This window comes from Paenarthrobacter sp. NPDC018779 (genome assembly GCF_044391085.1).
Lineage (GTDB): Bacteria > Actinomycetota > Actinomycetes > Actinomycetales > Micrococcaceae > Arthrobacter.
Map to the genome: position 1 here is coordinate 94,507 of NZ_JBIRZS010000010.1, position 26,314 is coordinate 120,820.

Below are 26,314 nucleotides of genomic sequence, written 5' to 3' on the forward strand. Positions count from 1 at the left end.
GTGTAAGTGATGCTAGCGGTCATTTCGCTGTATCCATGCTCATCCCAGCCATTGGTCACACCCACGGAGTCTGTGTCCTCCAGCGAAGGTTGGGGCGTAAGCCCCATCACCGGAATGGGCATAAGTTTCAGGTTCTCGGCCCATTTGGCGCGGGGATCGGGGGCGTCCTCAGGAAGAAGGCCGGCCGCTCTCATGCCTCGACTATGAACCAAACGGGGGAACCTGTAAACCGGACTGAGACTGAGCTTCAGGCCCACCATCCGGAGCTTTCAGTCACCACGCCCGCCCCACGGCTCGGCGAGGCCACAAATCCTTTCCCGCGTTAACCCATACGACGGCGGGGTGCGGCTTCGATGGAAGCCGCACCCCGCCGTCGTTGTTCGCCTGAGGAGGCTCCGACGTTAAGCGGAGACCAGGCTGTGCCAGTCCTCAACGAGGGGCAGGTTGTGCGCCTCGGAGACGGAGTGGTGTGCCACGTGGCCTGCTGCGATGTTGAGGCCGGCGGCCAGTGCGGGGTCGCGGTCGAAGGCGGCCTTGACGCCCAGGTTTGCCAGGGCGACGGCGTAGCGCAGGGTGACGTTGGTCAGTGCGTACGTGGAGGTGTTCGGAACGGCGCCGGGCATGTTGGCAACGCAGTAGAAGATCGAGTTGTGGACCTTGTACGTCGGTTCCTGGTGGGTGGTGGGGTGCGTGTCCTCGAAGCAACCGCCCTGGTCCACGGCGATGTCCACCAGCACCGAGCCCGGCTTCATCCGGGACACGAGTTCGTTGGTGACCAGCTTGGGAGCCTTGGCGCCCGGGATCAGGACGGAGCCGATCACGAGATCTGCGTCGACAACTGACTTCTCGATCTCGTAGGCGTTGGAGGCGACGGTCTTCAGGCGGCCCTGGTAGAGGGCGTCGAGTTCGCGCAGCCGGTTGATGTTGATGTCCATGATGGTGACATCAGCACCGAGGCCCAGCGCCATGGCAGCGGCGTTGGTTCCCGCAACGCCGGCGCCGAGGACAACAACCTTGGCCGGGCGTACGCCCGGTACGCCGCCGAGCAGGATGCCCTTGCCGCCGGCAGGGGCCATGAGGGAGGACGCGCCCACCACGACGGACAGGCGGCCTGCGACCTCGGACATCGGCGCGAGCAGCGGCAGGGTGCGGCCTTCCTGCACGGTTTCGTAGGCGATGGCCGTGACGCCGGAGTTGATGAGCTCAGCGGTGAGTTCGGGCTCGGCAGCGAGGTGCAGGTACGTGAAGAGGATCAGGCCCTTGCGGAAGCGGTGGTACTCGGCCTTGATGGGTTCCTTGACCTTCATGACCATGTCGGCCCGGCCCCACACGTCGTCAGCGTCGGCAACGATTTCGGCTCCGGCGATCGAGTATTCTTCGTCGGTGATGCCCGAACCCAGGCCCGCGCCGCGCTCCACCAGGACGGTGTGTCCGTGGGTGCGGAACTCGTGGACGCCGGCGGCCGTGATGGCTACGCGGAACTCGTTGTTCTTGATTTCCTTGGGGACGCCAATGATCATGTGGGGCTCCATCGTCAGCGGCCTCTTAAGGCCGGATTTGTTGCTGTGGGCTGTGATTCCAGAATAGATCCGGCTGTGAGGCAGGCGACATGGACGCTGCTGAAGTGCGCTGGCAGAAACCGCGGAAATTCAAGGTTTTCTGGATTTCAGGCTCGACATTTGTCGAGCACTCAAGCGTCAAGTGTCGCCTGGTGTTGGTACGCTTTCCGGATGCAGCAAGACGTGGAGCAGATCGTTGAACGCGTGGCGTTGAAGCTGGGACGCGGACTCTCCCTGGAGGACCTCGACGGCGTTCTCCTCGCCTACAGTTCCAACCAGTCGCACGCCGACCGCGTCCGCGTAAATTTCCTGCTCAGCAAGAAGGTGCCAAGCGACGTCAGCGCATGGCAGCTCTCCCATGGAATTGCGACGGCGGTGCGTCCTGTTGTGGTGCCGGCGAACGACGAGCTCGGCATGCTGGGCCGGGTGTGCGTCCCCTTGCTGGTCCGCGGTTTCCGCGTGGGCTACTTGTGGGTCCAGCAGGACCTTGAGGAGCAAAGCGCGACGGCGATACTCGCCGAACTGCCAGGGGTCCGTGACGAGTTGGACCTGCTGGCAGGGCTCCTGCTCGACTCGAACACGGCCGAGTCGGAATTCCGGAGGCGCCGGGAACAGGAGTTCCTGGCGGCCTGCGGCGGAGAATCCAACGCAGTGGCCGCAGTTGCCGGTTGGAAGGAAATCCAAGGCCGCGGACCCTGGCAAGTAGTGACCATCCTGGACGCCGACGGTGCCGGGTCCGCCGTCGACCCTCTCGCGGCCACGCTGACCCACCGTTCCGCCGCGCTGCAGTCAACCATCGGCGTTGATGCGGCCCTGTTCAGCGCGGGGACCGAGACCCATTCCGTGGTGCTGTTCCGCGAATCCGGCGGCCGTGCCGATCACGCGCAGGTCTTGGTCCACTACCAGCTGGAACTGGCCAAGCGCGCGGGTAGGAAAGTGGATCGCGTGATCCTGGGCATCAGCGAGCCGATCCAGGTGATCCGGCAACTCGCAGGTGCTTACCGCCAATCGAAGGTAGCCGCGCAGGCTGCAGCTGTTGATCTTCCACTCGGCGAGCTCGTGGACAGCAAGTCCGTGGGGGTCTACCAATTGTTCGACCGGCTGCAGGCACCTGGCGGCTGGGACGACGCCGGATCCGTGCACTTCCGCGCCCTGGAGGACCACGACCGCAACGGCGAACTGCTTCCTGTCCTCGAGTTGCTGTACGACAACGACGGCTCGGTCCAGGACGTCGCCGCCAAACTCCACCTGCACCGCAGCAGCATCTACAACCGGCTTGGCAAGATCCGCCAACTCATCGGGGCGGATCCGCTGGGCGGTGCCATCCGGCTGGAGCTGCATGCAGCGTTGAAAGCGCGCCGCTGGGCCGGGCGGCCACGGATCTGACCCCACTGCGCAGTCGAGCAGCACGCCGCGCATCTGAACCGCCCGCCGTGCCCCAAGCCGCACGCCAGAACCAAATGGACAGCCGGGACGCCGTACACTTACCCTGAGAAAACGGTTTCTCACCTCTCGGAAGGATCAGTGTGGGCGGCGTTGTTTCCGGAATCCTCATCATTTCCGCGGTCATCGCCGTGGGATACGTGGCAGTGCGATTGAAGGTGCTGCCGCCCGAGGTCCAGGGCGCCTTGACCAAGACGGCGTTCTACATCACGAACCCGGCCTTGCTGTACACGGTGGTGGCCGGGAGCGATATCCGTGCCGCGCTTGGTATCGATGCCCCGCTCGCGCTGCTCTCCGCCGTAATCGTGGGGCTTCTGTATTGCCTGCTGAGTTTTCTGTTCTTTCGCCGGCCTGTCGCGGAAACGGCGGTCGGTGCCATGGCCAGCAGTTACGCCAACGCAAACAACATAGGCATCCCGGTTTCCCTCTATGCCGTAGGGACGGCCCAGCACGTCGCCCCGGTCCTCCTGGTGCAACTGCTGGTCCTGGCACCCTTCTATGTGACCATCCTTGGCCTGGCGGGTGGCGAAAAGATCCACTGGAAGCGCGTCATCCTCCAGCCTCTGGGCAACCCCATGATCATTGCATCCGGGCTTGGCGTTGCAATGGCCCTGACCGGTTGGCACGCGCCGGAGCTTGTGCAGAAGCCCGTTGACATGCTGGCGGGGGCTGCCGTGCCCATGGTTCTTCTGGCTTTCGGCATGTCCTTGGCAGGGAAAGCGCCGCTGCAGCAGGGGGATGGCAGGGTGGAGACCTTGGTGGCCACACTCCTCAAAGTCGCAGGCATGCCTGTGGTGGCGTGGGTGCTGGCGCGGTTTGTGTTCGGTTTGGACGGCAACCACTTGCTGGCAAGCGTCATCATGGCTGCCCTGCCCACCGGGCAAAACGTGTTCCTCTTTGCTTCTCCCTATGGCCGCGGCACGGTTGTGGCCCGGGATGTGATCCTGTGCACCACCGTGCTCTGCGTCGCTGCGCTCCTGGTTGTCGCCTGGTTACTGGGGTGACTTGGCGGCGACGCAAAGGAGGCAGCCACCCGCCTGGGTGACTGCCTCATTTTCTTGCTCTGGGGCCTACGATCGCCGCAAGCGCTGGCAACTCCAGCGGCCCATCCGACGGCGGAAGGTCGCCGTCCGGCTGCTGCTGCAGTAACGGCCGTGCCAGCCGATGTGTGTGGTGGTCCGAGGCATGCGGGTGCTCATTTCAGGGCCTCCTTGGCAAGGTCCAGCAAGCCATCCACACTCAGGGTGGGCTCACTGGTTGCCGGGGCGCTGCTGGCTTTTGGGTCGTTGCTGGGCCTCGGCTTCGACGTCTGGGTGGGCGTGGGGGTCGGCGTCGGCGTGACGGTGGGTGTCGGAGTAGTGGTGGGGGTCGGCGTCGGTGCCGTGATGGTGTCCGACGGCGGCGCTGCAGGCTGGCTCGGGACCGGGGAAGTTACTCCGGGCACCGGGGCAACAGCTGATGGAGCCGTGGACGGGACCCACTTGGGGGCTGCCAGCGAAACCTGCGGAGCAGCCGCCGACGACGCCGGTGCGGCAGCAGGTGCCTCTGCTGCCGGTGGTGCCGGGTCGGCTGAGGGCTGGCCGGCGTCGGTGGAGGCGGCCGACGTGGAAGAGGCCGTGGTGTACGACGGCGTAGGGCTGGGGGATACCGTGCCCGTTGCCCGGCCATCGCCGTCCTTGGAGGAGCCACTGGCTTCCTGGGATTGGTTCTGCTGGCCGAACAAGGGGAGGTCCAGGGCTTGGCTGACCGTGCCCACCGTCAGGACCAAGCCCAGTGCTCCAGCCACGACGGCCATGCGCTGGCCCATCGTTTTCACGGAAGCGGCCTTGGTCAGGACCGCGTGCGGTTCCCGGGTGAAGGGCGACGCCCCAAACGAACCGAAGGCCGACTTGCTCGCGGTAGCCGACTTGCTTGCCGTGACCGACTTGCCTGCGCCGGCCGACGTGGCCGCGCTCGCTGATGTGGCCGCGCCTGGGAAGGTGCTTGCCTTGCGCGGTGAGCCGTCGGCTGCACTGGCCGCGGCGGCCCGACGGCTTGCCAAGCCCGCGGAGGCCGTTGCGGCAGCGGCAATCTGTGCAGGCGTCTTCGGCTGGGCGCTGGACTCAGGCTGGGCTTCGGATGCGCCGATCACCGGGGCGGCGACTGTCGGAATGAATGCGGTGGCTGGTTCAGGCTCGGCGGGCTGTATCACCGGAATAGCCGCCGTTGCGGGAGCAGCTTCGGCTTCAGAGGCAGGCTCGGCGGGCTGTATCACCGGAATAGCCGCCGTTGCGGGAGCAGCTTCGGCTTCAGAAGCAGGCTCGGCAGCCTGTACCACCGGGATGGCGGCCGTCGCCGGAGCAGCCTCCGCCTCGGAAGTAGGCTCGGCTGGCTTCACGACGGGGATCGCAGACGTCGGCGGCCCGGGCGTGGTCGACGCGGTCCGCGGAGCATCGTCCGCGATCGTGCTTGGTTCCTGGACTGAGGCAGGAGCCGCAGCATCGTCGGAGGCGGGGGCTTCCGGCGCAATGACAGCCTGGGCGGCTGCCTCGCGCTCGGCCGCGCGCCGCTCCGCGCGCGTCATGGGCGCGGGCGCGGTGAGCGCAGACACGGTGGGCGAAGGCGGGGTGGGATTGACAGCAGTGGCGGGTGCCGCCGTCGTGCTTTCAACGCTGGTGGGGGACTGTCCGCTGGGTTGGGCCCGACGGCGTCCGGATGGCTTGGTGCGCTCGATGGCCTCCTGGGCACGGCGCGGCTGATCCATGGTTGGGGACATGGGTGATTGCCTCTCAACGCCTGCGAGGTTAGCTGTCGGGTTCGGACGAGGCCGTCCGGCCGCACGTGGCGGCTTCACCCCAAGGGCCTGCGGAATTCAGGCCCGGGAACTCTGGGTCCCCCGTCTCTGCCGCGGATCTGGCGGATTCCGGGATGCGGCAGAGCTCGGCGTCAGCCCGGAAGCGGCCCAGCGGAGATCAGGGTCGCCCTTCGACCGTACAGGAGCAGGGAAGTAAAGTCACATTAATGTAACGGACGGAACGTCCGAGGATTCGAGGTGACCTTATCGCCTACCCTTCGGCGCTGGAGCCGGAGACGGCAATTCATGCTGGACCTTTTGTACCTGGTGCGCCTGGTGGGTTTCAGGGCGGTAGATCTCGTCCACGATGCCGAGCACGCCTGCCAAGGCTGCGCGTTTCACCGGGCGCTTACTGCTCCGGTGCCGGGTCCAGATCCAAAGGAGCGCCACGAGGGCGGGTCCGCAGAGCACGGCAGCCAACACGGCCAACAAATCCATGGATCAACACTAGCTTTGGGCGTGTACTGGCCGGTAGACATGATCCTATGGACCTGCCTGTGATGCCGCCCGTTTCGCCCATGCTCGCCAAGTCCGTGCCCACCATCCCCGATGTGGGGCACTACGAACCCAAGTGGGACGGCTTCCGGACCATCGTTTTCAAGGATGGGGACGAGATCGTCCTCGGCAGCCGCAACGAGAAGCCCATGACCCGCTACTTCCCCGAACTCGTGGACGCGCTCCAGAAGAACCTTCCGGAGAAGTGCGTGATCGATGGTGAGATTATCCTCATTTCCGGCAACCGTCTGGACTTCGAGGGCCTGCAGCAGCGCATCCACCCCGCGGACAGCCGCGTCCGGATGCTCGCGGAGAAGACGCCGTCCTCGTTGGTGGCGTTCGACCTGCTCGCCCTGGGGGATGAGGACCTGACAGCGCAGCCCTTCGCCGAGCGCAGGGCCGCCCTGGAAGAGGCGCTCGCCGACGCCGAACCGCCTGTTTATGTCACGCCTGCGGTCACCGACCTTGATCGCGCCAAGGAATGGTTCGTGCAGCTGGAAGGAGCAGGGCTCGACGGCGTGCTGTCCAAACCGCTCGACGGCACCTACCAGCCGAACAAGCGGGTGATGTTCAAGACGAAGCATGAACGGACGGCAGACTGCGTGGTGGCCGGATTCCGCTGGCACAAAACGGCGAAGGTTGTGGGGTCCATGTTGCTGGGGCTCCATGACGATTCCGGCCGTCTGCATCACGTGGGCGTGGTGGCGTCGTTCCCCATGGCCAAGCGGGAAGCCCTGGTGGCCGAGTTGGAGCCGTACCAGGTGGAGTTCGCCGAGCATCCGTGGGGTGAACGGGCCAACCAAGAGTCCGCCGGGGGATCCAGGATGCCCGGTGGCCAGAGCCGGTGGAGTGCCGGTAAGGACTTTTCCTTTGTGCCGCTGCGCCCGGAGCTCGTGATCGAGGTGGCGTACGACTACATGGAGGGCGATCGCTTCAGGCACACCACCCAGTTCCGTAGGTGGCGGCCGGACAGGACTCCTGACAGCTGCACCTACTCGCAGCTGGAGGAACCAGCCGACTATGACCTGGGCGAGATCCTCCGGCTGAAATAGCGCCCAATCGTCGCCAAGCCGCTGTCCCGTCGTTGCCAACAAGGGAACAGCGGCTTGTCGGCTGATGTGGAGCAGTTACTCTTGATGGCCTTGGTCGCCGCTCATGCTGCCTTCGCCGGGAGGGGTTTCTCCCGGAGGTACTCCGCCGCCCGGCTCCAGTCCGGTGACGTTGCCGTCGGCCGGATCCGGATTCGACGATGCTGCGGGGTCTTGGTCTTCGTCCTTCCGCATATCCGGATCCTCGTGGATACTGTCCGGTTCTGCGGCGCCGGAAACGCCGAACGTCTGGGGGTCGTCTTCGGGGTCATAGCTCGTCATGGCCCAACCTCTTCCTCAGTAACCTTATTATTTGCACTGCTCTGCCAGCCTAGCCCCAGGCCTGGCGTCCAACAAGGGCAGCTCGGCGCAACGGTCAGCAGACCGTTCCCCGCGCCCGCTGCAGGAAGACATCCGCGCCCGGGCCTGTCAGTTCATTGCCCGCAATGGCGCGCCCGGAGACGGCGAGGAGCAGTGAGATGGCCGGACCCTGCACTTCCGGACCTTCGCCGCGCGCGTAGCGGGTATCCGTGGCAACGAGGCGCCATCCTGCTGCTATCTCCTTGCCGCCGCCCATCCTGGTGGTGGTCTTCAGTTGGTAGTCCAATGCCGTGGCCACGTGCTCAGGAGGATAGCTGTGGCTGATCGACAGCGGGCGGCGGATGTCCTCGCCATGCACGAACGCTTCCACCAACCGGGTGGCCAGCGAAGCAGGCGGTCCGGAGGTCCTGCCGGCAACGGCATGGAAGGACTTCAGGGTATGGCGTGGATCGGACGACCGTTCCCGCTCTACTCCCACGGCGTTGTCCTGGTCGAAGTCGAAGCGGACGGCCATCATCCGCCGGACGAACCCCAGGCGAGTGGTCTTGGCGGAGTCGATCAAGTGGGCGAGCACATCATGGACGCTCCAGCCTGGACATAAGGATTCAGCGTTCCAGGGCGGACCGTGCAGTGGCTCCAGGTCCCTGATCAGGGCGCGTCGTTCCTCATGCACCACCGGCCAAACCACAGAGCGGGACCTCGAAGCCATATGGCTATTCAAACAGCAAGCGCAGGCTTTTTCCCCTGTTTGGACGCCTTGCCTTGGCCGCTGCGGGTCAGTCGCGCGTGGCGTCGTCCGATTCGGCGGGGTCTGCCGCGGGGCGCGAAGCGTCAGGTGCGCTGCCGGCGTTCGCTGCCTCCCGGCGTCGGGCAATCCGCGATTCGGTCCACATGGCAACCGCCACGAATACAACGCAAGCAAACATGAAGGTGGCTACGAAGTTCAATCCCATTGCGGAACCCAAGGGTGCGGCAAGTGCCATTGCGGCCATCCCGGCCACGATATGCCACCCTTTGAAATTGCCCACCAAACAAGCGTAACCCCGGTGTTTGCGGGTGCTGGCCCGTTGGCTTGGATCGTTGCTTGATCCTTATCACTCCGACATCTGCCGGACGCATTTCAGCCGGCGTCGGCCTCGGCCCCCGTACCGTCTCCAGCCGCGGATTCTTCCTGTTTCCGCTTCTGGGTCTCCAGCCACGCGATGATCGACGCCTGGCGGATCCGGCGGTGGGTTCCCCGGTATTCCACAGGGATTTCGCCGCGGTCGGTCATGTTGCGGAGATAGGTGTGCGAAATGCCCGCGAGTTCGGCGGCCTGCGACGTGGTCAGCATTTCTTCCACGCTGCTGACGGTCACCGCTTCGCCACGGCCCAGCCGGGCCAGAAGGTCTACGACGGCGTCCCTCGCCTGGTCGGGCAGGCGGTGGACCGTGCCGTCGACGAACACCGTGATGTCGTTGCTGTCCTGGAGCGATCGTGCCAGGTTCCGGGCGTCGTCGGCGGGCAGGCCTGCCGTGACGCGGGGAGCTATCAATGCCATGGCAGAAGCCTAGCGTGGGCGGAGCGGTGCCGGGGGACCATTCAAAACGGGGCTTCGCTGCGCAGCATGCGCTGCGCACGGCACCCTGCGCAGCGAGCCATCGAATCGGAGGGTTCGGCGACGCCCGAACAGCTACACCGCGTCCAGGTCCGTCTCCAGCAGCTTTACCAGTGCGTCCAGCGCCTCATCCGCACCTTCGCCCTCGGCCCGCAGCACAACAACGTCGCCCTTCGCGGCGCCGAGCGTCATGAGCGAGAGGATGCTGGCGGCGTCGAGCGCTTCATCCGCCGGTTCGCCCTGCATGGCGATGGTGACATCCACCGACTGTTCTCCGGCGGCCTCGGCGAAAAGCGCCGCGGGGCGGGCGTGCAGTCCGGACTTGCTGGCAATGGTGGCAGTGCGTTCGGGCATGGGTTTCTCCTTGCGGTTGGAACTTCCGGAACTTACAGGCCGAGCTCTTCGAGCACGGGGAGCTTGGCACGGACCCAGTCGCGGGCCTCGGTTGCGCTGGGTGCGGAGAGGGCCAGTCGGGCGAGTTCCTGCGCCTGTTCCAGCGTGACCGTCTTGAGTACGGTTCCGACGGCGGCCAGGGACCGCGCGGTCATGGACAGTGTGGTGACGCCCAGGCCCGCAAGCACGACGGCGAGGGCCGGGTCGGCGGCTGCCTCGCCACAGACGCCCACGGGTTTGCCGGCGCCCTCCCGGCCGGACGCCTCAAGGACGGAGCCTTCCACGGTCAGTTGCACGAGCCGCAGGACGGCCGGCTGCCAAGGGGTGTTCAGTTCGGCGAGGGGTCCTAGCTGGCGGTCGGCGGCCATGGCGTACTGGGTGAGGTCATTGGTGCCGAGCGAGGCGAAGCCCACTTCCCGAAGCACCGTGGCGGCGGTCAACGCGGCGGAGGGAACTTCCACCATGACGCCGGGGGTCTTGAGCCCGGCGGCCGCGCAGAGTGAGGCGAAGCGGCCGGCTTCGGCTGCAGTGGAGATCATGGGTGCCATGACCCACACGTCGGCTTCGGATTCGGCGGCGGCGCGGGCGATCGCTTCGAGCTGGCGTTCCAGCACGCCCGGGGTGGTGAAGTCGGTGCGGTAGCCGCGGACGCCCAGTGCAGGGTTGGGCTCGGTGGCATCCGTGAGGAAGGGCAGGGGCTTGTCGGCGCCGGCGTCGAGGGTGCGCAGGACCACTTTCTTGCCCGGGAAGGCATCGAACACGGCCTTGTAAGCCGCGGCTTGCTCGTCCACGGAAGGTTCGGTATCGCGTTCCAGGAAGCAGAATTCGGTGCGGAACAGGCCCACGCCCTGGGCGCCCAGGCCGGCAGCGGCCACTGCGTCCTTGGCACCTCCGACGTTGGCGAGGAGCGGCACCAGGTGACCGTCCGCCGTCGTGCCGTTTCCGTCGAAGGAGGCGAGCGTTGCGGACGTTTCGGCCCATGCCGTCGCGGCAGCGCGCTGCTCCTCGGATGGTTCAACTGCCACGAAGCCGGCGGCGCCGTCCACGAAGACTTCGGAGCCATCGGCCACGGAGTCGACGCCGTGTGCGGCAACCACGGCAGGCAAGCCCAGTGAGCGGGCGATGATCGCGGTGTGCGACTGGGGGCCACCGCCGGAGGTGACCAGGGCCAGCACCTTGGCGGGGTCCAGGGTGGCGGTATCGGCGGGGGCGAGGTCCTCGGCCACCAGGATGAAGGGAGTTTCGGAGGAGGGGATGCCGGGGGCGGGCACGCCGCGGAGTTCAGCGACGATGCGGGCGCGGACGTCCAGGACGTCGGTGGCCCGCTCGGCCATGTAGCCGCCCAGGTTGTGCAGCATCTCGGAGACGGACGCACCGGCTTCCCAGATCGCACGCTCGGCGGACGAGCCGGCGTTGATCAGCTTGGTGGCCGACTTCAGCAGCATAGTGTCCTTGGCCATGAGGGCTGTGGCTTCGAGGACTGCCTTGCCGTCGCCGGTGGCGATGTCCGCGCGGCCCTTCAGCTCGTCATGGACGGACTGCGCGGCGGCTTTCAAACCCGCGACGGCGTCTTCCGGGCTGGTGTCCGCGGCGAGACGTTCGCCCGACGGCGGTTCGCTCACCGGCTTGGGCATTTGACGGACGGAACCGATGATGCGTCCAGGGCTTACCCCTACTCCTTGGAAATTCTGCACTGAATCCTCTGTTCCCTGCTTGTTGGATCGGACCCACCGGCAACGGCACCCTGGGCCTGTGGAAATAGCCTACAAAATTCTGCTGTGAGCCACTTCATATAGCAACGCTATAGGTGCTAGGGTAGCGGTTATGAGTTTCGATGACCAGCTTCCGCCGAAAATTCGGTTGCTTCGCGCAGCTGCCGAATTGCTGGCGAATTCGGAGGGGTCAGCGGTCTCAACGCGCCAGATCACCAAGCTTGCGGGGGTTACGGCGCCCACGCTCTACCACCACTTCGGAGACAAGGAAGGTCTGTTCGACGCCGTCGTTTCGGCCGGCTTTGAAGAGTACGTGGCAGGGGAGCGCGATTTTGCACCGTCCGGGGAACCCTTGGAGGACGTGCGGAGGATGTGGGACAACCACGTCCAGTTCGGCCTCACCCAGCCCCACCTGTACCTGGTGATGTTCGGCAACATCCGCCCGGAGAGCCGCCCAGCCATCGTGGCCGATGCTGAGGCCCTCCTGGAGGAAATGCTGAACAAGGCCGCCATCTCAGGTCAGATCAATGTGCCGCCCCGCGAGGCGGCACGCAGTATCCTCGCGGCCAACGTGGGCGTCACGCTCATGCTTATCGCCGAACCGGTGGAAGACCGGAACCTGGAGCTCTCAACCATGACCCGGGATTCCATGATTTTCGCCGTCTCCACGGACACAGCCCGTGGCGCCGCAGCGGAGGACTCCGGTAAGTCCTCCGTGGTTGTTGCGGCAATCGCCCTGAACGCGGCACTGCAGGCCTCGCATTCAGACCAACTGTCCAGCTCTGAACTGAAGCTCTTCCTTGAGTGGCTTCACCGCATTTCCAGCAGCTCCTAAAGCTGTCCTCTCTCGATCTATATCGACTGACCCCGCGCCGCCGCGGGACACACGTTAGGAATTCACATGGCAACAGAGACCGTTGCGAAGCCCCGCACCAGCCTGCGCGTTGGCGTCCAAAAGTTCGGAACCTTCCTGTCCGGCATGATCATGCCCAACATTGGGGCCTTCATCGCCTGGGGCCTCATCACGGCCCTGTTCATTGAGAAGGGCTACATCCCCGTGCCCCAGCTCGGTGGCTTCGGCACCAACGCCGAGGGTGTTGCCAATGTGGGCCTGGTTGGCCCGATGATCACCTACCTGTTGCCGCTGCTGATCGCCTACACCGGCGGCAAGATGGTCTACGACGTCCGTGGTGGCGTAGTGGGTGCCATAGGAACCATGGGTGTGATCGTCGGTGCCGGCATCCCGATGTTCATCGGCGCCATGATCATGGGGCCGCTGGGCGGCTGGACCATCAAGCAACTCGACCGCCTCTGGGACGGCAAGATCCGCCCGGGCTTCGAGATGCTGGTCAACAACTTCTCCGCCGGTATCTGGGGAGCGGCCCTGGCCCTGCTCGGGTTCTATGGCATCTCCCCGTTGGTCTCCGGATTCAGCAAGGGCGCCGGCAACGTGGTCCAGTTCCTGGTGGACAACGGCCTCCTGCCCCTGACCAGCATCTTCATTGAGCCCGCCAAGGTCCTGTTCCTCAACAACGCCATCAACCACGGCGTACTGACTCCGCTGGGTGTCCAGCAGTCCCTGGAGCAGGGCAAGTCCATCCTGTTCCTGCTCGAAGCCAACCCCGGTCCTGGCTTGGGCATCCTGCTGGCCTACATGTTCTTCGGCCGCGGTGCCGCCCGTGCTTCGGCTCCGGGTGCTGCGATCATCCACTTCCTCGGCGGCATCCACGAGATCTACTTCCCGTACGTCCTGATGAAGCCGATCCTCATCCTCGCCGCTATCGGTGGCGGCATGACCGGCATCGCAACCCTGGCCCTGACCAACTCCGGCCTGGTGGCTCCGGCCGCTCCGGGTTCCATCATCGCCGTCATTGCCCAGACCGCCCGCGACAGCTACTTCGGCGTGATCCTGGCGGTGGTGCTGGCCACCACAGTGTCCTTCCTGATCGCCTCGCTGATCCTGCGTACCTCCAAGAACAAGGGCGAGGACGACCTCTCCGCCGCAACGTCCCGCATGGAAGCCATGAAGGGCAAGAAGAGCTCCGTTTCCTCCGCTTTGGTGGGCGAAAGCGGCGGCCGCAGTGACGTAGCGGTCCTCACCCGTCCGGTCCAGAACATCGTGTTCGCTTGCGACGCCGGCATGGGTTCCAGCGCCATGGGAGCCTCGGTACTGCGCAACAAGATGAAGGCAGCGGGCTTCCCGGACGTCAAGGTCACCAACTCGGCCATCGCCAACCTGAGCGATACCTACGACGTTGTGGTCACGCACCAGGACCTCACCGAACGTGCCCAGCCGAAGACCTCCAGCGCAGTGCACTACTCCGTGGACAACTTCATGAACAGCCCCAAGTACGACGAAATCGTGGAGCTCGTGAAGACCAGCAACACCGAGGGTCCCGCAGCCGCACACCCAAGCAGTGCTGCTGAGACGGAAGCAGCCCCGAGCCACGGTGCCCATGCCGCGGAGCCAGGTGCCGCCGTCGGAGGCAAGGGCGTGCTGTTGGCCGAAAGCGTCACCCTGAACGGCACTGCCCGTGACCGCGATTCCGCGATCGACGAGGCCGGCCAGCTCCTGCTGGACCGTGGCGCCGTGGATGTCAGCTACGTCCACGCCATGCACGAACGCGAGGAATCCGTGTCCACGTACATGGGCAGCTTCCTGGCGATCCCGCACGGCACCAACGATGCCAAGGACCACATCAAGCACTCGGCCGTTTCGATCGTCCGTTACTCGGAAGGCATCGACTGGGGCGGCAAGCAAGTGAAGTTCGTGGTCGGTGTTGCCGGCCTCAACAATGAGCACCTCCACATCCTGTCCTCCATCGCGAAGATCTTCACCAACAAGGCCCAGGTTGCCCAGTTGGAGGAGGCCACCACGGTTGAGGAAGTCCTGGAGCTGTTCGGAAAGGTCAACGCATAGTGAAGGCAGTCCATTTTGGGGCGGGCAATATTGGACGAGGATTTGTGGGGCTTCTGCTGCACGAGGCCGGATACGAGGTGGTGTTCGCGGACGTTGCGGACGCGCTGATCAGCCAGCTGGCCTCGGCGGACAGTTACGAGGTACACGAGGTTGGCGAGAACGCCGCGGTGAAGACCGTGGACGGCTTCCGTGCGCTCAACTCCGGGACCGAGGAAGCCGCCGTTGTGGAGGAAATCTCGACGGCGGATGTGGTCACCACGGCGGTGGGGCCGCACATTCTGAAGTTCGTGGCCCCCGTGATCGCCCGCGGGCTGGCCGCCCGGCCCGCGGACCTGCCGCCCCTCCAGGTCATGGCGTGCGAGAACGCCATCAATGCCACGGACCTCCTGCACGTGGAGGTCCGGGCGGCCTGGGACGACTCCGCGGGGGACTTGGACTCCGTGGCTGTTTTCGCCAACACTGCAGTGGACAGGATCGTTCCCAACCAGGCTCCGGGCCAGGGCCTGGACGTCACTGTGGAGACCTTCTACGAATGGGTCATCGACCGGACGCCCTTCGGCGCGAACCCGCCCGTTATCCCCGGCGCGACGTTCGTTGATGAGCTGGGACCGTACATCGAGCGCAAGCTCTTCACGGTTAACACGGGCCACGCCTCCGCGGCGTACTTCGGCTACCAGGCAGGGCTGGAGAAGATCTCCGATGCCATGGCTGATCCGTCCGTCGCCGCGAAGGTCCGGGCTGTCCTGCAAGAAACCAAGGAACTGCTGGTGGCGAAGCACGGCTTCGTCGAGGCCGAGCAGGAAGCGTACGTGCAGAAGATCCTGTCCCGCTTCACCAACCCGCACCTGCCGGACACGGTGGTTCGCGTGGGCCGTGCTCCTTTGCGGAAGCTGGGCCGGCACGAGCGCTTCATCGGTCCCGCTGCGGAGCTCGCCGAGCGGGGCGTGACTCCTTCGGCACTGCTTGAGGCCATGTCCGCGGCCCTCCGTTTCGACGACGGGTCCGATGACGAGGCCGTGGAGCTCGCCAAGCTCCTTGCGGAACTGGACGCGGCCGCCGTCGTCGAACGGGTGACGGAACTGACGCCGTCGCACCCGCTGTTCCCGGCAGTCCAGAAACTGGTGGAGGACCGCCAAGCCGAGCTCTGACGCTCTCTCACCGAACCTCCCGTTTTTCGGGACGCTCTCTCACCGAACCTCCCGTTCCGGGGGATCCTCTCTCACCGAACCTCAGGAAAGCCCGACGCCGGCACTCAACATGAGTGCCGGCGTCGGGCTTTTCTGCGTGGTGGGCTTAGCGCGCTGCCGCGGTTTCGCGCTGCGACATTGCCTTCCACTCGGCCACGCGGGCTTGGTGGAGGGGCGAGCGGCGGACTGCGGCGTAGGCAATACCCAGGATCGCGAACCAGACGGGGGTCACCAGCAGGGCGGTCAGCGTGTCCGGCTGGGTGGTCAGCGCCCAGACCAGGAAAGCGAAGAAGGCGAAGACCACCCAGACCATCACCACGCCGCCAGGCATCTTGAACGGCGAGGCCGCATGCTGCTCCGGCCGGCGCTTGCGGTAAACGAGGTAGCTGGCCAGGATGATGGACCACACGAACATGAAGCACACGGCCGAGACAGTAGTAACCATGTCGAAGGCTGCTCCCACGTCCTTGCCCAAGTACAGGAGCGCTACGCCGGAGAGCAGCAGGACGCAGGAGAGGAACAGCGCGTTCTGGGGTACCTTGCGGCTGGAGAGCCGGCCGAAGACCTTGGGGGCGTCGCCGTCGTTCGCGAGGCCGAAGACCATGCGGGACGTGGAGTAGATGCCGGAGTTGGCCGAGGACATTGCGGAGGTGAGAACCACCAGGTTCACCACTGTGGCAGCCATGCCGAGCCCCGCCAGGGAGAACATGGCGATGAACGGGCTGTGCCCGGCCTTGAACTCCGTCCAGGGGGTAACGGACATGAGGATGATGAGTGCGCCGACGTAGAAGAGCATGACGCGCAGCGGGATGGCGTTGATGGCGCGGGGCAGGTTGTGTTCGGGGTTCTTGGTCTCGGCTGCGGCTGTGCCCACCAGTTCAATGCCCACGAACGCGAAGACGGCAATCTGGAAGCCGGCAACGAAGCCCATGAATTCCTTGGGGAAGAAGCCGCCGTGGCTCCACAGGTTGGTGAAGCTTGCCGTGCCTGCGTTGGACTGGAAGCCGGTGAAGATCAGCACCAGGCCCACCACGATCAGTGCCACGATGGCCACGATCTTGATCAGGGCGAACCAGAACTCGGTCTCACCGAACGCCTTCACGGTGGGAAGGTTCAGCAACAGGAGGATGGCAATGGTCGCGAACCCGGGGATCATCAGGGGGATGCCGGGCCAGAGCTCGTTCGCGTAACCGGCAATCGCGATGACGTCTGCAACGCCCGTAACAACCCAGCAGAACCAGTAGGTCCAACCGGTGAAGAATCCAGCCCATGGCCCCAAGAGATCGCCGGCAAAGTCGCTGAAGGACTTGTAATTCAAGTTGGACAACAGGAGCTGTCCCATGGCCCGCATGACGAAAAAGAGCATGAAGCCGATGATCATGTAAACGAAGATCACGGAGGGGCCGGCGACGGAGATGGTCTTGCCGGAGCCCATGAACAGCCCGGTGCCGATCGCACCGCCGATGGCCAGGAGCTGGATGTGGCGGTTGCTGAGCGAGCGTGACAGGTGGGGCTCGGCGTCCCTGCTGGAGGCAGTGTGCTGCCCCGTTGTTGTCTGGTCGGACATGAGTGTTCAAGAACCCTTCGGAGGAACCGTCAAAATGGTGACGGCCGTTACAAATTTGGTTCTGTAAAGCTATAACTTATGTCTGACAAATGGCGAATCGGTCTGCATGGCGAAAGCTCCCGCTGCGGAGAGGGGAGCTAAGCCGTTGGTTCCTTTGTTCCGCGTCAGGAAATCAGGAGATCTTCCGCCGGTACACCCTTGCCGCGAAAACGTAGGCCAGCACCAGGATTCCCAGGCACCATGCGAGGGCTACCCAGATGTCCGATCCCACGGGCCGCTGCGCGAAGATGTTCTGGATGGTGTTGACGATCGACGTGACTGGTTGGTTCTCGGCGAACCAGCGCACCGGGCCCGGCATGGTGTCCGTGGGAACGAAGGCCGAGCTGATGAACGGCAGGAAGATCAGTGGGTAGGAGAACCCGCCTGCCCCGTCAAAGGTCTTGGCAGTCAGCCCTGCGATGATGGCGATCCAGGTCAACGCCAGGGTGAAGAGTGCCAAAATTCCCGCCACGGCGAGCCAATCCAGCACACTGGCCGAGGTTCGGAAACCCATCAGCAGGGCAACGCCCACGATGATCACCAACGACAATCCGTTGGCCACAAGCGATGTCAGGACGTGGGCCCACAGGACGGAGGACCGCGCGATCGGCATGGACTGGAGTCGCTCGAAGATGCCGCCCTGCATGTCCGAAAACAGCCGGACGGCGGTGTAGGCTATCCCCGACGCGATGGCGATCAGCATGATGCCCGGCAGAAGGTAGTTTACGTAGTTTTCCGTGCCGGTCCTGATCGCCCCGCCGAACACGTAGACGAACAGCAGCATCAGGGCTATGGGTGTGATCGCCGTGGTGATGATGGTGTCAACGCTCCGGAAGATGTGGCGCATGGAGCGACCGGTCAGGACTGAGGTATCTGCGAGGAAGTGCGTGCTCATGACCGTTCCTTTGCTGTTTCGTGGCTTTCCGCGAGGCCGTTGGTTCCCACCAGCGCCAGGAAGATCTCTTCCAGCGTGGGCTGCTTTTCCACGTACTCCACCGTGGCCGGAGGCAGGAGCTGCTTCAGCTCCGCGAGGGTCCCGTTGGCAATGATGCGCCCCTGGTGAAGGATGGCGATCCGGTCCGCGAGGTGCTCGGCCTCGTCCAGGTATTGCGTAGTCAGCAGGACAGTGGTTCCCTGCCTGGCGAGGTTCTTGACGATCTCCCACACCTCCAGCCGGGCTTCCGGGTCGAGGCCCGTTGTGGGTTCGTCCAGGAAGATCACCCTGGGGCGTCCGATCAAGCTCATGGCGATGTCCAGCCGGCGACGCATGCCGCCGGAGTACGTGGCCACCTTTCGGCTCCCGGCTTCAGTGAGGTTGAACTGCGAGAGCAGCCCATCGGCCACCTGTCCCGGATCCTTCAGGTGCCGCAGCTTGGCCACGAGCACCAGGTTCTCCCGTCCGGAGAGGATCTCGTCGACGGCGGCGAACTGCCCGGTAAGGCTGATGGACTCACGCACCTTGAGCGGTTCGGCCGCAACGTCGAAACCTTCGACGGCGGCAGCCCCGGCGTCCGCTGTGAGCAGCGTGGACAGGATCTTGACCATGGTGGTCTTGCCGGCGCCGTTGGATCCCAGCAGGGCGAAGATGCTGCCCGGGGCCACCTCGAAGTCCACTCCCTGCAGCACGTGCAGGTCCTTGTAGGATTTCTCGATGCCCTGCACGCGGATGGCCGGGGCTGCCTGGACTGCGGTAGTCATGACTCCTTCTCCTTTGACCTTGCGTTGTCCACGGCCTCGATGAGCCGCGTCCGTTCCTTGTCGATCCACCGCTTGCCGCCGTAGGCCTGGGCAAATGTCTCCGCAAACTCCACGGGATCCTCGCCAACGATGTCGCTGACCGGGGTGCCGTCAAGGGAAGCCCGTTCCCAGAGGTCCACATGGTCGCTGTACATCTGGACGATCGTGTCGCCTTCCGTGACGCCGCCGTAGTACATGAGGTAGCGGCTGAACGCGGCCGCCACGCTCTTGTACGGCTCCGGCAGTGCCTCCAAGCGGGCCTTCGCCTGCCGGTATTGCTTCTTCTGCTCGAGCGGTCCGGTGACCAGTTCGATCCATTTCGCTGCCATTGCTATTTCCCTTCCTTGCGGAGTTCTTCAAGCCGTTCGGACAAGAAGCTCCAGGTGTTCCAAAAGTCGTCCAGTTCTGATTTGCCCTTGGCGTTGAGCGTGTACACCTTGCGCGGTGGGCCCTTCTCGGACGGGCGTTTCTCCACGTCCACCAGGCCCTTTTGCTCGATCCTGACCAACAGGGCGTACACCGTGCCTTCGGCGATCTCGGTGAAACCCTGTGCCCGGAGCAGCGTGGTGATCTCGTATCCATACGCCGGTTTCCCGGTCAGGAGGGCCAGGACGATGCCCTCCAGTGTCCCTTTGAGCATCTCCGTCATTTGCTTGCCCATCGGACACCTCCTCACTACTTGGTAATACTGACTACCACTACATAGTAGAACTGAGTACCGGTACTTAGCAATACTGAGTTGCAAGTTAAATGGCATGCTGGGGACATGGCCACCAGCCCCGCCGCCGTGCCCGCTTTGATGACTGCCGCCGTCGAGGGTGGAACCTTCACGCTTCGCCGCGCAGCCAAAGGCGACCTTCCCGCTATCCTGCGCCTCCTTGCGGACGACCAGTTGGGTTCCATCCGCGAAAACTTAGGTGACCTGGCGCCATATGAGGCCGCCTTTGACGCGATCGACGCCGATCCGGCGCACCTCCTGGTGGTGGGGGAGTTGGCCGGTGAAGTGGTGGCCACCTTCCAACTCAGCTATCTCCCGGGCCTATCCCGCAAAGGGTCGTGGCGCTCGCAGATTGAGGCGGTGAGGGTCTCCGGCGAACTGCGCGGGCAGGGGGTTGGTGCCCTGATGATCAAGTGGGCCGTCGACCAGGCCCGCGAGCGTGGCTGCACGCTGGTCCAGCTCACCACCGACAAATCCCGCACCGCGGCGCACCGCTTCTACGAGCGGCTGGGCTTCGTTGCGAGCCACGAGGGCATGAAGCTCACCCTCTAGCCCCCGCCTGCCCAACTGGGGAACAGTAAACGTGGCTACGGGCCCCCATTGTGACGCTTGTTGTCCCGCTGTTGGGTGCGGCGAGGCTTGACTATTAGGTATCCTAACTATTAGGCTACCTAAATATGACGAATGCTTTCGACCCCCGGCTCCTCGATCTAGCGCGTGACTTCCGCGAAGCACTGCGCTTGGGCGTGTACATGTTCCGCCGCCTGGACCCGGAGGGTGAACTCACCGCCGCGCAGCTCAGCTTGCTGTCCATGATTTCCGACGGCGGCCTGCGCGTTGGGGACATCGCCAAGAACCTGGGGATCAAGGTTCCCAGTGCCACTGAGCAGATCATCAAGCTCGAACGCGCCGGCTTGGTCAATCGTCAACCTGACCCGCACGACTCCCGCGCCGTGCAGGTGATTACCACCCAGGCGGGGCTCGCCGCCGTCGAATCCGCCAACCACAGGCGCAACGCCATGGTTGCCGAACTCCTGCAGAGCCTGGACGCGGACGAAATCGAGCAGTTGGCCGCTGCGCTTCCGGTGATCACCAAAATCAACAGCTCGTTCCAGAACGAATCCGATAGGAGCAAAACAAATGTCACGCCAGCTGGCTGACGCAACAAGCGCCGAAAACACCCTGGAAGCCGAGAAGGTTTCCTTTCTCAAGCAGCCCAAGGCCGTCTGGGCAACAGCCCTCGCCGCCGTGTTCGCCTTCATGGGCATTGGCCTGGTGGACCCGATCCTGCCAGCCATAGCCAAAAACCTCGAAGCCTCGCCCAGCGAGGTCTCCCTGCTGTTCACCAGCTACTTCCTGGTGACGGCCGTGGCGATGTTGATCAGTGGATTCGTGTCATCGCGCATCGGCGGCAAGAAGACGCTGCTGATCGGGCTGGCCGTCATTGTGGTGTTTGCTTCCTTGTCCGGCCTGTCCGGGAGCGTTGAGCAGCTGGTGGGCTTCCGCGCCGGTTGGGGACTGGGTAATGCCTTGTTCGTCGCTACAGCGTTGGCCGTAATCGTTGGCGTGGCCAGTGGTGGCACGGGAGTCGCGATCATTCTCTACGAGGCCGCCCTTGGCCTGGGCATCTCCCTTGGCCCGCTGCTGGGTGCGCTTCTTGGCGGCTGGCAGTGGCGCGCGCCGTTCTTCGGCACGGCCGTCTTGATGGCAGCTGCGTTTATTGCCTTGCTGGCGCTCCTACCCAAGACCCCCGCCCCCGCCAAGAAGGCGCGCTTGCGGGATCCGCTGCTGGCGCTCGGGCACAAGGGGCTCAGCACGACGGCAGCGAGTGCCCTGTTCTACAACTATGGTTTCTTCACGATCCTGGCCTTCACGCCGTTCATCCTGGGCATGGACGCCTACGGAATCGGCGGAGTGTTCTTCGGTTGGGGCGTCGCCGTCGCTGTGTTCTCCGTGTTCGTGGCACCTGTCCTCCAGAACCGCTTCGGCGCCGTCAAGGTCCTCACAGGCACACTGTTCGTCCTGATGCTGGACCTGATCGGGCTGGGACTGGCCGCGGGGCAGTCGGTGCCTGCCGTCGTCGTGCTTGTCATCGTGGCCGGCGCCCTGCTGGGTATCAACAACACGATCTACACCGAACTGGCCATGGGCGTTTCGGATTCACCGCGGCCCGTGGCATCGGCCGGCTACAACTTTGTCCGCTGGATGGGCGGCGCGCTGGCTCCGTTCGCCGCAGCCCAGCTTGGCGAGCACTTCGGCCCGCAGATTCCGTTCTTCGCCGGTGCGGTGGCCATGGTCATCGCGATCCTGGTGGCCTTCGGTGGACGTAATTACCTGAAGTCGCACGAACCGCACCTCGTTTAGCCCCAACTGAGTAGCAGTTCAGGTCGTTCCCAGCGCTGGGAACGACCTGAACTGCGACTTACTTGGGTTCCTCGCCGGTGGGCAGCGGCGAAACCTGCGCGCCCTTGGGGACGAACAAAGTTTCGGCCTGCTCCAGCGACATGCCATTGGTCTCCGGCACCTTGAACATGACAAAGAAGAACGACGCCGCAGCGAACGCCGCGTACATGGCGTACGTCAGCGGCAGCGAACCTGCCGCCATGATGGGAAAGCTGAGTGTGATGGCGAAGTTTGCGATCCACTGCGCCGCCGCGGCTAGTCCCAGTGCCCGGGCGCGGATGCGGGACGGGAAGATCTCGCCGAGAAGCACCCAGACCAACGGGCCCCACGAGGCGCCAAAGCTGATCACGAAGACGTTGGCCGCAACCAGGGCCGCTGGACCCCAACCGCCGGGCAAGGTGATCTCCGAGCCTGTCCCGGTTGCCGAGGAGAACGCCACGGCCATGACACCCAGGGAGACAGCCATGCCGATGGAGCCGGTGAGCAGGATCGGGCGGCGGCCCACACGGTCAACCAGCGCAATCGCAACGAGCGTCACCAGAATGTTGGTCACCGATGTCGCCACGGAGATGGTGAGGGAGTCCTTCTCCTGGAATCCAACGGCCTTCCACAGCGTGGTGGAGTAGTAGAAGATCACGTTGATGCCCACGAACTGCTGCAGCACGGACAGGATGATGCCGATCCACACCACGGGCTGCAGTCCGAACGCCTTGCCGCGCAAGGAGCCCTTCTTGCTGGAGAGTTCGTCCTCGTGGATTGACTCCTTGATCTCGCGGATGTGCCGGTCGATGTCGTCGTTCGGCATGATGGCCTTGAAGACCTTCTGTGCTTGCTCATCCTTGCCGTTGAGCACCAGGAAGCGCGGGGACTCCGGCAACCTGAAGGCAATGAATCCGTACACTGCGGCCGGAACGGCGCAGGCGATGAACATCCACCGCCACGCCTCGATCCCCAACCAGAAGGAGTTGCCGGCGCTGCCTGCCGAATTTGCCAGCAGGGCGTCGGACAAGAGCGCGGCGAAGATACCGGTGGTGATCGCGAGCTGCTGAAGGGATGCCAGCCGGCCACGGACATGGCGGGGCGAGATCTCTGAGATGTAGGCCGGGGCAATCACGGACGCGAGGCCGATGCCCAGGCCGCCCACCAGGCGCCAGAAGATCAGGTCCCACACTCCGAAGGCCAGGCCCGTGCCAATGGAGCTCACCAGGAAGAGGAGTGCACCAATCTTCATGGCAGGAATACGGCCATAACGGTCAGCGACCTTGCCTGCCAGGTACGCGCCCAGCGCGCAACCGAGCAAGGCGATGGCTACGGCGAAGCCGGTCACGGCCTCGCTCAGCATGAATTCGTCCTTCATGGCATCCACCGCGCCGTTGACCACGGAGGAGTCGAAGCCGAAGAGGAAGCCGCCTACCGCTCCCGCAACAGCCAGTCCCACCACTTTTCGGGAGACTGGGGGCACGCCTTCGGTGCTTGAGCTGGACATGGTTCTCCCTTGCGGCAGTGGAATGGGTTTCACAGTGCGGGACGTCGTCGGCCGGCCCGACGGGTCGCCGGTGCACGCGCGCTACACAGTGTGGCACGTCATATCGGGCAACTTCCAGTCATGCGCGCGGACATGACATGCATTCACTTCCTGAACTCAAGAAGCGTCGAAGTTCTCCCTTTGATCAGCCGCGGGTACGAAAAGCGCCTGAACTGGACTTTTGCTTGAACTTCTTTAACGCAAGTGCTCGACGGCGGCAGGCGGCGCGGGCGCTGGCGTCGGGTCCCGTCGTCGTCATCTTTACGGGCCCCGACCATCTTCAGCCCTCGCCGGTATGGCACCTTTGAGGCTGACCGGAGTCAGCTGGGAGGAAGAAGCCTGCCCCTTAACAGCAATGAGGCGGGCAATCCATGGATTGCCCGCCTCATTGCTGCGTTGGCTCTGAATTCCGAGGAGCCGAGCTTGGATCCTAGTGCGCAGCCACGGATTCCTTCGCCGCCGACTTGGGGTCGGTGAGCTTCTTGTTCGGCAACGCGAAGCTGATCAGGAACGCGATGACCATCAGGCCCGCCGCGGTAAGCATCACGGTGTCAATGGCCTGTGCGAAGCCTTCGGTGATGGGGCGGGTCAGCGTGCTGTTGGCCGCGTGCAGCCAACTGGTGTCGTTAAGGGAATCGTTGTTGGCGCCGTTCTTGAAGAAGTCGAACAGCTTGGCGTTGGCGGGATCGGCGGCCACAGCCGGATCCTTCAGCACGATCTGGTAGTCCGGGCTGGAAGAGGCGGTCTTCATGCCGTCCGCGATCTTGTCCGCGGCAAGGCTGAACAGCATGGAGATGAACACTGCCGTGCCCACGGCTCCACCCATGGAACGGAAGAACGCGGCCGTGGAGGTGCCAACGCCCATGTCCTTCGGCGGTACGGAAACCTGCATGGCGAGCGTCAGCGGCTGCATGCAGAAGCCCAGGCCAACACCGAAGAACACGGCGATCAGGCCGGGGGCCCAAAGCCCGGTGTCCACGCCCAACACCAAGCCCATGACGACTGCGGCTGCGGCCAAGGTGAAAGTACCCAGAATCGGGAAGACACGGTAGACGCCCGAGGACGAAATGGTCCGACCGGCCGTGATGGAGCCGAACAGGATGCCCACGGTGAACGTGATCATCATGAGGCCGGCCTCGGTAGGCGTGAGGCCTTTGACCAACTGGAGGTACATGGGGAGCATGGCGATCGCGCCGAACATGCCAATGCCGATGATGAAGTTCAACAGCGAGGACAGGCCGAACGTGGCGTTCTTGAAGAGGCGGAGCGGGATCAGTGCGTAGTCGCCGGCACGCTTTTCAGCGAAAAGGAACGCAACGATGCCGAGGACACCGAGTCCGTAGCAAAGCCATGAACCACCCGAGGTCCAACCCCACACGCGGCCCTGTTCAGCAACAAGCAGGAGCGGAACGATTGCGAGGGTGATGGCTGCAGCACCCCAGTAGTCGATCTTCTGCTTCACGTGCCGTGCCGGCAGGTGCAGGAACAGGAACACAACCACTAGGGCGGCGAGGCCGATCGGCAGGTTGATGAAGAAGACCCAGCGCCAGCCGTCGAAGCCCAGTATGTTCGAGGCGCCGGCGAAGGCGCCGCCAATGACCGGACCCAGCACGGAGGAGATGCCGAAGACTGACATGAAGTAGCCCTGGTACTTGGCGCGGTCCTTCAGGGCCACGATGTCGCCGATGATGGTCAGCGCCAGAGCCAGCAGGCCACCGGCGCCCAGGCCCTGAACGCCGCGGGCGATCGCGAGTTCGGTCATGGAGTGGACCGAGCCTGCATACAGGGATCCGGCAAGGAAGATCAGGATGGCAGCCAGGTACAGCGGGCGGCGACCGAAGATGTCGCTGAGCTTGCCGTACAGCGGAGTGCTGACCGTAGAGGTAATGAGGTATGCGGTGGTGGCCCACGCCTGGAGGGACAAGCCGTCGAGGTCGTTGGCAATGGTGTAGATGGACGTGGACACAATGGTCTGGTCCAGCGAGGACAGGAACATGCCGAGCATGAGTCCCACCATGACGGTGAGTGTCTGACGATGCGTCAGCACCTCACCGGCGGCCCGGACGGGCGCAGAGTTGGACATATCTTCTCCAAGAGAGGCAGGCGTGGGTTTTAAGCAGGATAGTTGCTTTCAGTAACTATCCTAATGCCTGATTGATTCCCGGGTCACCAAACTTATTCCGAACTCCCCGTAAATCACGTCCGGGCAACGCATCACCGTTCCACGAGGATGCCGTCCGGATCGCTGTAGATCATCACGCCCGGCTGGATACGGACCCGGTCGATCACCAGATCCACATCAACCTCGCCAATACCTGTCTTGGCGCTCTTCTTGGGGTTGCTGCCCAGCGCTTTGACACCCAAGGGCAGCCGTGCCAGCGCTTCCCTGTCCCGGATGGCGCCGTTGATGATGACGCCCGCCCACCCATTGGCCACGGCGCTCTCGGCGATCATGTCTCCCATGAGGGCGGTTCGCAGCGAGGCGTGTCCGTCCACCACCAGGACGGCCCCCTCGCCGGGGGTGTTCAGGATGGTCTTCACCAAGGCATTGTCTTCGAAGCACCGCACCGTTCGTACTGGGCCGCTGAAGTGGGACTGTCCGCCGAGGTTCTGGAACTGAATGGAAATCGACTCAAGTTCTTCGCCGCGCTCGTCGTACAGGTCGGCGGTGTTCACATGCTCGCTCATGGGTTCTCCTTAAGGGGTTTGAGGCCACACTAACGCCCGTATCCAAAGCCCCGCACGGCTTGTCCACGCTATGTGGACAACACCGCCAC

26 protein-coding genes and 1 riboswitch are annotated in these 26,314 nt (G+C 64.2%); of the genes, 10 read left to right on the forward strand and 16 right to left on the reverse strand.

What is annotated here, in order from left to right; translation table 11 throughout:
- Positions 1-401: 401 nt before the first annotated feature.
- Entirely contained in the window at positions 402-1,520 is a 1,119-nt protein-coding gene (gene ald, locus ACH488_RS12540) for an alanine dehydrogenase (RefSeq protein WP_397324579.1), read from the reverse strand.
- A gap of 210 nt (positions 1,521-1,730) precedes the next feature.
- Here ald and ACH488_RS12545 point away from each other — a divergent pair, with 210 nt between their 5' ends.
- From ACH488_RS12545 to ACH488_RS12555, 3 genes are all read left to right on the forward strand, one after another.
- Positions 1,731-2,945 (forward strand): PucR family transcriptional regulator, encoded by a 1,215-nt coding sequence (locus tag ACH488_RS12545; RefSeq protein WP_397324581.1) that lies wholly within the window; start codon positions 1,731-1,733, stop codon positions 2,943-2,945.
- A 140-nt stretch (positions 2,946-3,085) separates the two neighbouring features.
- The gene (locus tag ACH488_RS12550; RefSeq protein WP_397324582.1) at positions 3,086-4,006 is read left to right on the forward strand and encodes an AEC family transporter; all 921 of its coding nucleotides are present in this window, start codon (positions 3,086-3,088) and stop codon (positions 4,004-4,006) included.
- Positions 4,007-4,246: 240 nt separating this feature from the next.
- Positions 4,247-5,740, forward strand: coding sequence for a hypothetical protein (locus ACH488_RS12555; RefSeq protein ID WP_397324583.1), 1,494 nt, complete (start codon positions 4,247-4,249; stop codon positions 5,738-5,740).
- 20 nt (positions 5,741-5,760) lie between these two features.
- Positions 5,761-5,910: riboswitch (cyclic di-AMP (ydaO/yuaA leader) on the reverse strand.
- Positions 5,911-6,039: 129 nt separating this feature from the next.
- Here the strand turns inward: ACH488_RS12555 and ACH488_RS12560 are convergent.
- Positions 6,040-6,273 (reverse strand): hypothetical protein, encoded by a 234-nt coding sequence (locus ACH488_RS12560; protein ID WP_397324585.1) that lies wholly within the window; start codon positions 6,271-6,273, stop codon positions 6,040-6,042.
- Positions 6,274-6,320: 47 nt separating this feature from the next.
- Here ACH488_RS12560 and ACH488_RS12565 point away from each other — a divergent pair, with 47 nt between their 5' ends.
- The gene (locus ACH488_RS12565) at positions 6,321-7,382 is read left to right on the forward strand and encodes an ATP-dependent DNA ligase (RefSeq protein ID WP_397324587.1); all 1,062 of its coding nucleotides are present in this window, start codon (positions 6,321-6,323) and stop codon (positions 7,380-7,382) included.
- Positions 7,383-7,457: 75 nt separating this feature from the next.
- On the opposite strand, the gene ACH488_RS12570 is transcribed toward ACH488_RS12565, so the two are convergent.
- From ACH488_RS12570 to ptsP, 6 genes are all read right to left on the reverse strand, one after another.
- Positions 7,458-7,700: a DUF6480 family protein gene (locus tag ACH488_RS12570; RefSeq protein WP_397324588.1), complete on the reverse strand. Its 243-nt coding sequence runs from the start codon at positions 7,698-7,700 to the stop codon at positions 7,458-7,460.
- A gap of 94 nt (positions 7,701-7,794) precedes the next feature.
- Positions 7,795-8,448 carry a maleylpyruvate isomerase family mycothiol-dependent enzyme gene (locus ACH488_RS12575; RefSeq protein ID WP_397324589.1) on the reverse strand — a complete coding sequence of 218 codons (654 nt, stop codon included), beginning with the start codon at positions 8,446-8,448 and terminating at the stop codon, positions 7,795-7,797.
- Positions 8,449-8,515: 67 nt separating this feature from the next.
- The gene (locus ACH488_RS12580; protein WP_397324591.1) at positions 8,516-8,767 is read right to left on the reverse strand and encodes a hypothetical protein; all 252 of its coding nucleotides are present in this window, start codon (positions 8,765-8,767) and stop codon (positions 8,516-8,518) included.
- Between the two features lie 92 nt (positions 8,768-8,859).
- On the reverse strand, positions 8,860-9,279 hold the full coding sequence (locus ACH488_RS12585) for a helix-turn-helix domain-containing protein (protein ID WP_397324592.1): 420 nt from the start codon (positions 9,277-9,279) through the stop codon (positions 8,860-8,862).
- Positions 9,280-9,411: 132 nt separating this feature from the next.
- Complete coding sequence (locus ACH488_RS12590; RefSeq protein ID WP_397324594.1) at positions 9,412-9,690, reverse strand: HPr family phosphocarrier protein; 279 nt, start codon at positions 9,688-9,690, stop codon at positions 9,412-9,414.
- Positions 9,691-9,722: 32 nt separating this feature from the next.
- Positions 9,723-11,423 (reverse strand): phosphoenolpyruvate--protein phosphotransferase, encoded by a 1,701-nt coding sequence (gene ptsP / locus ACH488_RS12595; RefSeq protein ID WP_397324595.1) that lies wholly within the window; start codon positions 11,421-11,423, stop codon positions 9,723-9,725.
- A 130-nt stretch (positions 11,424-11,553) separates the two neighbouring features.
- Between ptsP and ACH488_RS12600 the strand changes: the two genes are divergently transcribed.
- From ACH488_RS12600 to ACH488_RS12610, 3 genes are all read left to right on the forward strand, one after another.
- On the forward strand, positions 11,554-12,276 hold the full coding sequence (locus ACH488_RS12600) for a TetR/AcrR family transcriptional regulator (RefSeq protein ID WP_397324597.1): 723 nt from the start codon (positions 11,554-11,556) through the stop codon (positions 12,274-12,276).
- Between the two features lie 66 nt (positions 12,277-12,342).
- Positions 12,343-14,361, forward strand: a complete 2,019-nt coding sequence (locus ACH488_RS12605) for a PTS mannitol transporter subunit IICBA (RefSeq protein ID WP_397324599.1) — start codon at positions 12,343-12,345, stop codon at positions 14,359-14,361.
- Positions 14,361-15,509, forward strand: a complete 1,149-nt coding sequence (locus ACH488_RS12610) for a mannitol-1-phosphate 5-dehydrogenase (protein WP_397324601.1) — start codon at positions 14,361-14,363, stop codon at positions 15,507-15,509. The genes ACH488_RS12605 and ACH488_RS12610 overlap by 1 nt, the downstream gene beginning before the upstream one ends.
- Positions 15,510-15,654: 145 nt before the next feature.
- On the opposite strand, the gene ACH488_RS12615 is transcribed toward ACH488_RS12610, so the two are convergent.
- The 5 genes from ACH488_RS12615 to ACH488_RS12635 all read right to left on the reverse strand — a co-directional run bounded on the left by ACH488_RS12615 (position 15,655) and on the right by ACH488_RS12635 (position 19,552).
- Positions 15,655-17,115, reverse strand: a complete 1,461-nt coding sequence (locus tag ACH488_RS12615) for an amino acid permease (RefSeq protein WP_397324602.1) — start codon at positions 17,113-17,115, stop codon at positions 15,655-15,657.
- 172 nt (positions 17,116-17,287) lie between these two features.
- Entirely contained in the window at positions 17,288-18,049 is a 762-nt protein-coding gene (locus ACH488_RS12620; RefSeq protein WP_397324604.1) for an ABC transporter permease, read from the reverse strand.
- Positions 18,046-18,852, reverse strand: coding sequence for an ABC transporter ATP-binding protein (locus tag ACH488_RS12625; RefSeq protein ID WP_397324605.1), 807 nt, complete (start codon positions 18,850-18,852; stop codon positions 18,046-18,048). The genes ACH488_RS12620 and ACH488_RS12625 overlap by 4 nt, the downstream gene beginning before the upstream one ends.
- On the reverse strand, positions 18,849-19,220 hold the full coding sequence (locus tag ACH488_RS12630; RefSeq protein ID WP_397324607.1) for a DUF1048 domain-containing protein: 372 nt from the start codon (positions 19,218-19,220) through the stop codon (positions 18,849-18,851). Before ACH488_RS12630 ends, ACH488_RS12625 begins: the two co-directional genes overlap by 4 nt.
- A 2-nt stretch (positions 19,221-19,222) precedes the next feature.
- Complete coding sequence (locus ACH488_RS12635; RefSeq protein ID WP_397324608.1) at positions 19,223-19,552, reverse strand: PadR family transcriptional regulator; 330 nt, start codon at positions 19,550-19,552, stop codon at positions 19,223-19,225.
- A 105-nt stretch (positions 19,553-19,657) separates the two neighbouring features.
- On the opposite strand from ACH488_RS12635, the gene ACH488_RS12640 reads away from it, so the two are divergent.
- The 3 genes from ACH488_RS12640 (at position 19,658) to ACH488_RS12650 (ending at position 21,973) form a co-directional block, all read left to right on the forward strand.
- Entirely contained in the window at positions 19,658-20,161 is a 504-nt protein-coding gene (locus tag ACH488_RS12640) for a GNAT family N-acetyltransferase (RefSeq protein WP_397324610.1), read from the forward strand.
- Between the two features lie 125 nt (positions 20,162-20,286).
- Positions 20,287-20,769: a MarR family winged helix-turn-helix transcriptional regulator gene (locus tag ACH488_RS12645; protein ID WP_397324612.1), complete on the forward strand. Its 483-nt coding sequence runs from the start codon at positions 20,287-20,289 to the stop codon at positions 20,767-20,769.
- Positions 20,750-21,973, forward strand: coding sequence for an MFS transporter (locus ACH488_RS12650; protein ID WP_397324614.1), 1,224 nt, complete (start codon positions 20,750-20,752; stop codon positions 21,971-21,973). Before ACH488_RS12645 ends, ACH488_RS12650 begins: the two co-directional genes overlap by 20 nt.
- Positions 21,974-22,031: 58 nt before the next feature.
- On the opposite strand, the gene ACH488_RS12655 is transcribed toward ACH488_RS12650, so the two are convergent.
- The 3 genes from ACH488_RS12655 to rraA all read right to left on the reverse strand — a co-directional run bounded on the left by ACH488_RS12655 (position 22,032) and on the right by rraA (position 26,225).
- Positions 22,032-23,498, reverse strand: a complete 1,467-nt coding sequence (locus ACH488_RS12655; RefSeq protein WP_397324615.1) for a sugar porter family MFS transporter — start codon at positions 23,496-23,498, stop codon at positions 22,032-22,034.
- Positions 23,499-23,967: 469 nt separating this feature from the next.
- Positions 23,968-25,620, reverse strand: a complete 1,653-nt coding sequence (locus tag ACH488_RS12660) for an MDR family MFS transporter (RefSeq protein ID WP_397324617.1) — start codon at positions 25,618-25,620, stop codon at positions 23,968-23,970.
- Positions 25,621-25,751: 131 nt separating this feature from the next.
- Positions 25,752-26,225: a ribonuclease E activity regulator RraA gene (gene rraA, locus ACH488_RS12665; protein ID WP_397324619.1), complete on the reverse strand. Its 474-nt coding sequence runs from the start codon at positions 26,223-26,225 to the stop codon at positions 25,752-25,754.
- Between the last annotated feature and the right edge of the window lie 89 nt (positions 26,226-26,314).